Here is a 9644-nt window from a genome sequence, read left to right as displayed (position 1 = left end):
GGAGGGGACATGCGCAAGGTTCGAAACAGAGGGGTTGGAAAAGCCCCCGGGCGGGTCCGTAAGCCCAACTAGGGGAGGGGGGCCCCCCTCCTGCCCCCCCGCGCCCCGGTGGGTCAGCCGACCTGTTCCCTGGCCGGAGCGGGCGCGCCGAGCGCGAACGTGGTCGACCGCGTGGTCAGCGAAATCAAGGCCGCGGCCAGCGTCGACACGGCCAGGAAGCCGAACGCCGCGGCGAACCCGAACCGGTCCGCGAGCCAGCCCATCACCAGCGGCGCGAGCACGCCGGCGAGCTGGCCGCCGGTGTTGACCAGGCCCATCCCCGCCCCGACCAGGTCGCGCGGCAGCACGCGCAGCGGCAGGCCGACGATGCCGATCGAGGCGAGGCCGCTGATGAACATCGCGACGGTCTGCAGCACGGTGAACCCGGTCGCCGAATCCGACAGCAGCATCGCGACGAGCACCCCGGCCGCGGCGACCAGCGCGGGCACCACGAGCCAGCGCGGCCTGCGGTCGAAGTACCGGCTCATCAGCCAGCCGCCGAGCAGCACCGCCGCCGCGCTGACCAGCTGCGGGATCGCCGCCGAGATGCCCGCCGCGACCAGCGACAGGCCCTTCGTCTCGACCAGGTACGACGGGACCCAGGTGATCATCCCGTAGGCGAGCATGTTGAAGCAGGCGAACATCGCCGCGCAGCGGATCACCAGCCGGTTCCGCAGCACCTGCGACACCGGCGCCTTCACCGGGGCGACGCGCGCCTCGGGTTCGGTCAGCTCGCGCGGCAGCGGCGGCGGCAGCAACCGCCACAACAAGAGTCCTACTGCCAGCCCGGCCACCGCGACGATCCAGAACGTATGCCGCCAGCCCGCGGCGACCACCAACGGCGCGACCAGCAGCGGCCCGAGCCCGGCCCCCACCGAGTTCGACGCCAGCAGCAACCCGGCGCCGCGGCTGCGCCCTTCCTGCGTCGTCCGTTCGGCGAGCGCCTTGAACGCCGCGCCGGGGAACAACGCCTGCGCGAAGCCGAACGCCGCGCGCAGCACCAGCAGCACGACCAGGCCCGGCGCGAACCCGGTGGCGGCGGTGAACACCGACCACGCCACCAGCGAAATCACCAGCAACGGCCGCGCGCCCACGCGGTCGGCGAGCAGCCCGCCGGGCATCTGCCCGAGCAGGTAGGCGATCGCGAACGCGGAAACGACCAGGCCCTGCGTGGTTTTGGAAAGCCCGAACTCGGCTCCGATCAGCGGCAGCGCGACCGCGATCATGACGCGGTCGATGTAGTCGATGATGAAGACGCCGACCAGCAGCGCCAACGTGGTCCGTTCGGTCCGCCGCACGACCGGGGCGGAACTGCGAATGCTCACCGTCGGATCCTCCTTGATTCGGCGATGCCGCATTGTGCGGTCATGCACCCCCTCCGCGGCTTCGTCGGATCCGCCGAATCCCGGGCCCGGGCGTCAGCGGATCCGACGAAGAAGGGGTTTCGCCGAGGTGCGGACACGGGGAAACCGGCGGCCGGAACCGGCCGTCCGGCACCGGGAGACGCCCGGGTTCTCTACCCTGGCGAAGCTGGCGACCACGAGCGCGCGGGGACGGTGGGCATGGCCGAGGGACGACCGGACGCGATGATCGGCGGCCGTTACCGGCTGCTCAGCGAACTCGGGTCCGGCGGGTTCGGGCGGGTGTGGCGAGCCCATGACGAAACCCTCGACATGACCGTCGCGGTGAAGGAGATGCGGCTGCCGCCGTCGTCCAGCGACGCCGAGCAGGCCGACCGGCTCAAGCGGGCCGAGCGGGAAGCCCGGCACGCGGCCCGGCTGCGCGACCATCCGAACATCGTGGCCGTCCACGACGTCGTGGTCGAGGACGGCGTCCCGTGGATCGTGATGCGCCTGGTCGACGGCCAGACCTTGGCCGACCGCCTCGCCGGCGGCCCGCTCTCTCCCGAGCAGGCGGCGCCGATCGCCGCGGCACTGGTGGACGCGCTCGGCGCCGCGCACGACGCGGACATCGCGCACCGGGACGTCAAACCCGGCAATGTGCTGCTGACCGGGAGCGGCCAGGTGCTGCTCGCCGATTTCGGGATCGCCACCCACGAGGCCGACACCCATCTGACCTCAACCGGCATGTTCATCGGCTCGGTCGAGTACACCGCCCCGGAGCGGCTGGAAGGCCACGGCCGCGGTGCGGTCAGCGACCTGTTCTCGCTTGGGGCCACCCTCTATCACGCCGTCGAGGGCGTCTCCCCGTTCAGTCGCGACACCGCGAAGGCGACGATGGCGGCCATCCTCTTCGAAGACCCCCCGCCGCCTCGCCGCGCGGGCGCGCTGACCGGGCTCATCACCGGCTTGCTGGAGAAGGATCCGGCCGCCCGTCCGTCCTTCGCCGAGGCACGGGACCTGGCCGCCGCGGAGAACTCGCCGCGGCGCGGAACCCTGGTCCAGACCGTCCAGCAGCCGGCCGAGCGGAAACCCGGGCCGGAGATCCCGCGCCCGGACCGCACGCGAATCATCGCCGGGAGCTGCGTGAGCGCTCTCGGCGTGGCGCTGGCCGTCGTCACCACGATCGTGGTCCTGACGGGCGCCACCCACGCGGCCACCCGCGGCGAGGCCGTCTTTCCCCCGGCGTTGATCGCCGGGATGACCGCGTTCCTCGTGGGAGTCGGCCCGCGCACCTGGCCGATCCGGCGCGCCAGGACGATCGCCTTCGGCGCGAGCATGGCCACGTTCGCGGTGCTGCTCGCGCTGTGGTTGCCGAACATCGCCGTCGGCTGAGGTCTTCCGAGCCGAACGCCAACGGCGGGCCGGTCGCCCCAGCCCCGCCGTATAGGTCGTTATACACCCAGCTTACGCGCCGGCGAGCCCCCGGCGCTTCAGCAGCGGCTCGATCTCCGGGGCGCGGCCGCGGAACGTCGCGAACGCCTCCATCGGGTCGACGCTGCCGCCGAGGCCCAGCAGGGTCGACCGGAAATGGTCGCCGTTTTCCCGCTTCAGGCCGCCGTTCTCGGTGAACCACTCGACGGTGTCCGCGTCGAGCACCTCGCTCCAGATGTAGGAGTAGTACCCGGCGCTGTAGCCGCCGGAGAAGACGTGGTTGAAGTAGGTCGTCCGGTAGCGCGGCGGGACGCTTTCCAGTGCCACGCCCGCCTTTTCCAGCGCCTCGGCCTCGAACCGCTGCACGTCCTCCACCCGGTCGTCCGGGCCGAGGCGGTGCCACGCGAGGTCGAGCAGCGCCGCGGCGAGGTACTCGGTCGTGCGGAAGCCCTCGCCGTACTGCTGCGCGGCCTCCAGCAGTTCGACCTGCCCGGCCGGCAGCGGCTCCCCCGTCTCGTGGTGCTTGGCGTAGTTGGCCAGGATTTCCGGCCAGAACATCCACATCTCGTTGACCTGCGACGGGTACTCGACGAAGTCGCGCGGCACGTTGGTGCCGGTGAACGTCGGGAACTCGACGCCGGACAGCAGCGAGTGCAGCGCGTGCCCGAACTCGTGGAACGCGGTGCGCACCTCGTCGAGCGACAGCAGGGTCGGCTCGCCCTCGCGCGGCTTGGTCACGTTCAGCACGTTGACCACCACCGTGCGCCGCCCGAGCAGCCGCGACTGGTCCACGAAGTTGTTCATCCACGCGCCGCCGCGCTTGGAGGCGCGGGTGTAGTAGTCCATCAGGAACAGGCCGAGCCCGCTGCCGTCGGCGTCGAAGACCTCGAAGACCCGCACCTGCGGGTGGTACTTCGGCAGGTCGTGCCGCTCGGCGAAACTCAAGCCGTACAACCGGTTCGCGGCCACGAACACGCCGTCGTGCAGCACCCGGTCCAGCTCGAAGTACGGCCGCAGCGCGGCGGTGTCCAGCTGGAACCGCTCGCGTTCCACCTTCGCCGCGTAGAAGGCCCAGTCCCACGGCTGCAGCGTCGCGCCCGGCACGTCGGCTTCCAGCAGCTTCTGCAGTTCGGCGGCCTCGGTGCGCGCGTTCGCGACCGCCACCGGCGCGAGCCGCTCCAGCAGACCGCCGGCGGCCTCGACGGTTTTGGCCGTCTCGTCCGCGATCACGTACGCCGCGTGGTTCGGGTAGCCCAGCAGCGCGGCCCGTTCGGCCCGCAGCCGCGTGATCTCCTCGACGATCGCGTTGTTGTCGTAGGCGTTTCCACGGTTGCCGCGCGACACCGAAGCGGTGAAGACGCGCTCGCGCACCGCGCGGTTCTCCAGCGACGCCACGGCCGCCTGCGCGGTGGGCAGCGTCAGGGTCAGCACGTACTTGCCCTCGAGACCGCGCTCGGCCGCCGTCTGCGCCGCCGCCGCGATCGCGCTTTCGCCGAGCCCGGCCAGTTCCGCGGCGTCGTCGAGCACGACGGCGAGTTCGTTGGTGTCCCGCAACAGGTTCTGCGAAAAACGGGTCTGCAGCGACGAAAGCTGCTCGTTCAGCGCGCGCAGCTTCGCCTGGTCCTCCTCGGGAAGCCCGGCGCCCGCGCGGCTGAAGTCGGTGTAGCGGCGCTCCAGCAGCCGCAGCTCCTCCGCGCTCAATCCCAGCTCGGCCCGCTTCCGGTACAGCGCTTCGATGCGGGCGAACAGCCGCGGGTTCAGGTGGATCGCGTCCTCGTGCGCGGCCAGCTTCGGAGCGAGCTCGGCCTGGATCTCCTGGACCTCGTCGGTCGCGTTCGAGCCCGAGATGTTGAAGAACGTGCCGGACACCCGCGTCAGCAGCGCCCCGGCCCGCTCCAGCGCCGCGATCGTGTTCTCGAAGGTCGGCTCGGCCGGGTCGTCGGCGATCCGCTCCACGTCGGCGGCGTGCTCGGCGAGCCCGGCCTCGAAGGCGGGCCGGTAGTGCTCGTCGGCGATGCGGTCGAACGGCGGCAGCTCGTAAGGCAGCTCGCTGGGGACGGCGAACGGGTTGTCCGGGGAAATCATTCGGGTTTGCGCTCCTGGTTCTCCACAGGGTTCTCCGCGTGGTTCCGCCCACCCTACGGGGTTTGGCATCCGACGGAAGGACTGTCGATCGTCAGCGGCCCGTGCTTCCGCCCACGACCGCGTCGCTGGAACCCTTCTTGGCGCGGCCCCGTTTCTTGGGCTGAGCCTTGGGGACAGGCGGCACGATCCCGGCCAGATCGCCGCCGTGCTCGTTCACCCGGAGCACGAACGGCCGCGTTTCGGTGTAGCGCACGACCGACACCGCGGCCGGGTCCACGACGATCCGCTGGAAGGCGTCGAGATGCTGGCCCAGCGCGTCGGCCAGGATCGACTTGATCACGTCGCCGTGGCTGCACACGACCCACACCGCGTGGTCGCCGTGCTCGGCGGTGATCCGGGCGTCGTGCGCGCGGATCGCGGCGACCGCGCGCGCCTGCATCTCCGCGAGCCCTTCCCCGCCCGGGAAGACCGCTGCCGACGGGTGCGCCTGCACCACGCGCCACAGCGGTTCCTTCACGAGGTTTTTGAGCTCCCGCCCGGTCCACTCGCCGTAGTCCACTTCGGACAGCCGCGGCTCCACGACCTTCTCCAGGCCCCGCGCGGCGGCCAGCGGCGCGACGGTCTGCTTGCAGCGCAGCATCGGCGACACCACCAGTTCGGCGACCGGAACCCCGGCGAACCGCTCCACGAGGGCGGCGGCCTGCGCCCGGCCGGTGTCGTCCAGCCCGACCTTCGGCGTGCGCCCGGCAAGGACGCCCGAACCGTTGGCCGTGGACTTTCCGTGCCGCAGCAAGATGACCGTACTCACGACGCCACCCTAACCGGTGATCTGCCGGGTCAGCCGCCCGCGGGTCCCGCGTTCGGGTCGAGCACGCCGCCGAAGACCAGGCCGAACAGCACGACGCCGAGCACGACGCGGTAGATCACGAACGGCACGAAGCTGCGCTTCTTGATGTAGGCCATCAGCCAGGCGATCACCAGGTAGCCGACGCCGAACGCGACCAGCGTGGCCAGGATCGTCGGCCCCCACTGCGCGTTGTCGCCGTTCTTGCCGATGTCGGTGAGCTTGTACAGCCCCGAGCCGAACACCGCGGGCACCGCGAGCAGGAAGGAGTACTCCGCGGCTTCCGAACGGGTGTAGCCCATCAGCAGACCGGCGCTCGTCGTGCCGCCCGAACGCGAGACGCCCGGGATCAGCGCGAGCGCCTGCGCGAAGCCGTACACCAGGCCGTGCGGCACGTTCAGGTGGTCCAGCGTCCGCTGCTGCTTCGCGGTGCGGTCGGCGAACAGCAGGATCAGGCCGAAGACGATCAGCGTCGTGGCGGTGATCCGCAGGTCGCGGAACACCCGGTCGATCTCGTCCTGCAGGAGCAGGCCGAGCACGACGATCGGCAGCGAGCCGACGATGATCAGCCAGCCCAGCCGCGCGTCCGGATCGCGCCGCCAGTCCGGGCGGTAGAGGGAAAAGAACCAGGCGCGCAGGATCCGGCCGATCTTCGGTCCGAAGTAGAGGATCACCGCCAGCTCGGTGCCGATCTGGGTGACCGCGGTGAACGCCGCGCCCGGATCGCCCCAGCCCGACAGCGCCGCGACGATCCGCACGTGCGCGCTCGAGGAGATCGGCAGGAACTCGGTGAGCCCCTGCACCAGGCCCAGGACCAGGGCCTCGAACCATCCCATCAGGCCGCTCCCGCCGGTTCGCCCGCCCGCACGGGGCGCAGTCCGATTCGCACGGTCGCGAACCTATCGGGTGGTTCCTGAGAACTCCCGCGAGGGCGCCGGTGCGACACGAGGTCACCTTCGTCCGGCCGAGGGGGGTGCGCCCACTAGGCTCGGCGGTCGTGGAAAAGCGACAGCTCGGCCGGTCGGGACTGCGGATATCGCGGATGGCCCTCGGCACCATGACGTGGGGCGGCGACACCGATCCGGACGAGGCGGCCAGCCAGCTGGTCGCGTTCGTCGACGCGGGCGGCACGCTCGTGGACACCGCCGACCTGTACGCCGGCGGCGAGGCCGAGCGGATGCTCGGCGAACTGCTGTCGGACCTGGTCCCGCGCGAGGACATCGTGCTGGCCACCAAGACTGTCGCCCGCCGCGGGGACGGCCCGTTCGGCGGCGGGGCCTCGCGCGGGGCGCTGCTGTCCGCGCTCGAAGGCTCGCTGCGGCGGCTTCGCACCGACCACCTCGACCTGTGGCAGCTGCACGCGTGGGATTCCTGCGTGCCGATCGAGGAAACGCTGTCCGCGCTCGATTACGCGGTGACGAGCGGCAAGGTGCGCTACGTGGGCGTGTCGAACTACGCGGGCTGGCAGCTCGCCACCGCCGCCTCGCTCGCCACGGTGCCGCTCGTGTCCGGGCAGTTCGAGTACTCGCTGCTGGAACGCGGCATCGAGCGCGAGGTCGTCCCGGCCGCGGCGCACCACGGGATCGGCGTGCTGCCGTGGGCTCCGCTCGGCCGCGGCGTCCTCACCGGGAAGTACCGCACCGGCACGCCGGCGGACTCGCGCGGCGCGTCCGCCGAGTACGCCGGATACGTCGAACACCACCGCACCGAACGGGCCGCGCGGATCGTGCAGGCCGTCGTGACCGCGGCCGAAGGGCTCGGCACGTCGCCGCTCGCGGTGGCGCTCGCCTGGGTCCGGGACCGGCCCGGCGTCGCCGCCCCGGTCGTCGGCGCGCGCGACACCGGCCAGCTCACCGGGTCGCTCGCCTCCGAGGACCTCACGCTCCCGCCCGCGATCCGCAGCGCGCTGGACGACGTCAGCGGCGTCGACTTCGGCTATCCGGAACGGGGCACCCGGTGAGCCGGAGGTGTCGGGTCGGTGACACGGGCGTGACGGTTCGGCGTTCCTGGAGGATGCTGGAAGGACCCGTTCGCCGGAGCTTTGCTGGAGGTTTCAAGGTGCGTCGGCCCACCGCCGCGTCGCGGATCGCGATCCCGCTGGCCGGTGCGCTCGCGCTGTCCGCCTGCTCGTCCTCGGCCGAGCCGAAGGACAATCTGCAGGTCGTGGCCAATCCGACGGCCGCGAAACCGGCCGTCTCCCCCGCCCGCGCGGCGCCTCCGGCCGGGCAGGTGCTGCCGATGCCGGTGGTGTCCGCGATCGCGACCGACCCGCAGAGCCACACTCTCGTCGTGGCGCTCTCGCAGCCGCCTGAGCTGCGGCTTTACGATCTCGGCTCGCTCGGGGCGCCGAAGAGGACCGTCGCCCTGCCCGGTCCGGCGGAATCGCTCAGCGTGTCGGGCGGCCAGGCGCTCGCCGGGGTCCCGGGCAAGGGCGTGCTCGCCCGCGTCGCGCTGCCGAGCGGGCAGCTGATCGCCGAGAAGGTCGCCGGGCAGCCCGCCGCCGGGGTCGCCGACGGACCGGACACCCTCGTCGCGGTCCGCGACCGCAAGGCCGTAGAGGTGCTGGCGAACGGCGCGGTCGCGAAGACGATCACCGGCCAGCTGTACAGCGCGGACGACGTGGTCAACACCGGCAACGGCGTCGTGGTCCTCGACCGGCTGCGCACCGCCGTGTTCAGCGTGGACGTCCAGGCCGGGACCATGGACGAAGGCCTGCGCGCGGGCGACGGCGCGGCCAACGCGGTCGCCGACTCCTACGGCCGCGTGCTCGTCACCGACGCGCGAGCGGGCGCGCTGCTCGCGTTCTCCACCAACCCGCTGATCCTCCGCCAGCGCTACCCGGTGCCGGGCGGCGCGTACGGCATCGCCTACGACGCGAAGCGCGGCCTGGCGTGGATCACCCTGACCGCCCGCAACGAGGTCGCCGGCTACGACGTCCGCGGCGGAGAGCCCGTCGAGAAATACCGATTCCCGACCGTGCGCCAGCCGGACACGGTGGGCGTCGACGACCAGAGCGGCCGCGTGTTCGTCGGCTCGGCCGCGGGAGAAGGGACCCAGGTGATCCAGCCATGACGACAGTCGACGAGGCGGTGGTCGAAGGGGATTGGGAGTATCGCCGCCTGCGCCTGCCCCCGGCGGTGTCCCGGCGCGCGGCGATGATCCAGCTCTCCATCCACGCGGAGTTCGCGGGCTGGGAACTGCGCACTGTCCGGCTGTACGCCGACGGGACGCGGAGGATCTGGCTGCGCCGCAAGCGGTCGGCGGCCGACCACTCGTCGGGGCTCGCCACCTGACCTGGTTAGCTGTCCATTATGCGTAAATTGGTCTACCTCGTCGCGTCCACGCTCGACGGTTTCATCGCCGCCCCGACCCGGGAAGACCCGACCGGCTCGGTGTTCCCGTTCGAAGGCGACCACGCCGAGCCGCTGATCCGCGAGTACCCGGAGATGGTGCCGGCGCACGTCCGGTCCGCGCTCGGCGTCGAGGACGTCCCGCACCGGCATTTCGACACTGTCGTGGAGGGCCGGGTCTCCTACCGGATGGCCGTGGACCTCGGTGTCACGGACGCCTACACGCACCTGCGGCACTACGTCTTCTCCCGCACCATGACCGAGGCTCCCGGCCCTGCCGTGCAACTGGTCGGCACCGACCCGGTCGAGAAGATCCGGGAGCTGAAGAAGGAAGACGGCAAGGACATCTGGCTGTGCGGCGGCGGCGCGCTCGCGGGTGCGCTGCGCGACGAGGTGGACGAGATCCACCTCAAGCTGAACCCGATCGTCCTCGGCTCCGGCGCGCCGTTGTTCGACGCCGGGTTCTCGGTGGACCGCTACAAGCTGGCGGAGAGCCGGATCTTCGGCAGCGGCGTGGCCCTGCTGCGCTACGTCCGCCCCTAGCGCTTTTCC

9 protein-coding genes are annotated in these 9644 nt (G+C 71.7%); 5 read left to right on the top strand and 4 right to left on the bottom strand.

The features are described 5' to 3' along the window. Nucleotides 1-113 precede the first annotated feature (113 nt). Nucleotides 114-1364 (bottom strand): MFS transporter, encoded by a 1251-nt coding sequence (locus ACZ7SW_RS06540; RefSeq protein WP_470229388.1) that lies wholly within the window; start codon nt 1362-1364, stop codon nt 114-116. A 237-nt stretch (nt 1365-1601) separates the two neighbouring features. Here ACZ7SW_RS06540 and ACZ7SW_RS06535 point away from each other — a divergent pair, with 237 nt between their 5' ends. Next, nucleotides 1602-2774: a serine/threonine-protein kinase gene (locus ACZ7SW_RS06535; protein ID WP_470229387.1), complete on the top strand. Its 1173-nt coding sequence runs from the start codon at nt 1602-1604 to the stop codon at nt 2772-2774. 72 nt (nt 2775-2846) lie between these two features. On the opposite strand, the gene ACZ7SW_RS06530 is transcribed toward ACZ7SW_RS06535, so the two are convergent. From ACZ7SW_RS06530 to ACZ7SW_RS06520, 3 genes are all read right to left on the bottom strand, one after another. Beyond that, entirely contained in the window at nt 2847-4898 is a 2052-nt protein-coding gene (locus ACZ7SW_RS06530; protein WP_470229386.1) for a M3 family metallopeptidase, read from the bottom strand. A gap of 91 nt (nt 4899-4989) precedes the next feature. Continuing rightward, nucleotides 4990-5706 (bottom strand): histidine phosphatase family protein, encoded by a 717-nt coding sequence (locus ACZ7SW_RS06525; protein WP_470229385.1) that lies wholly within the window; start codon nt 5704-5706, stop codon nt 4990-4992. 29 nt (nt 5707-5735) lie between these two features. Beyond that, complete coding sequence (locus ACZ7SW_RS06520; RefSeq protein WP_470229384.1) at nt 5736-6578, bottom strand: undecaprenyl-diphosphate phosphatase; 843 nt, start codon at nt 6576-6578, stop codon at nt 5736-5738. A gap of 161 nt (nt 6579-6739) precedes the next feature. Here ACZ7SW_RS06520 and ACZ7SW_RS06515 point away from each other — a divergent pair, with 161 nt between their 5' ends. The 4 genes from ACZ7SW_RS06515 (at nt 6740) to ACZ7SW_RS06500 (ending at nt 9635) form a co-directional block, all read left to right on the top strand. Next, nucleotides 6740-7702: an aldo/keto reductase gene (locus tag ACZ7SW_RS06515; RefSeq protein WP_470229383.1), complete on the top strand. Its 963-nt coding sequence runs from the start codon at nt 6740-6742 to the stop codon at nt 7700-7702. Nucleotides 7703-7800: 98 nt separating this feature from the next. After that, nucleotides 7801-8814: a YncE family protein gene (locus tag ACZ7SW_RS06510; RefSeq protein WP_470229382.1), complete on the top strand. Its 1014-nt coding sequence runs from the start codon at nt 7801-7803 to the stop codon at nt 8812-8814. Continuing rightward, a complete protein-coding gene (locus ACZ7SW_RS06505) occupies nt 8811-9035 on the top strand; it encodes a DUF5703 family protein (protein WP_470229381.1) in 225 nt (74 codons plus the stop codon). The genes ACZ7SW_RS06510 and ACZ7SW_RS06505 overlap by 4 nt, the downstream gene beginning before the upstream one ends. Before the next feature lie 18 nt (nt 9036-9053). Then, entirely contained in the window at nt 9054-9635 is a 582-nt protein-coding gene (locus ACZ7SW_RS06500) for a dihydrofolate reductase family protein (RefSeq protein ID WP_470229380.1), read from the top strand. Nucleotides 9636-9644: the final 9 nt, after the last annotated feature.

Source organism: Amycolatopsis sp. NPDC114484, from assembly GCF_055633755.1.
The sequence above is the reverse complement of the archived record's forward strand: the minus strand, read 5'-3'. Positions and strand labels throughout refer to the sequence as shown.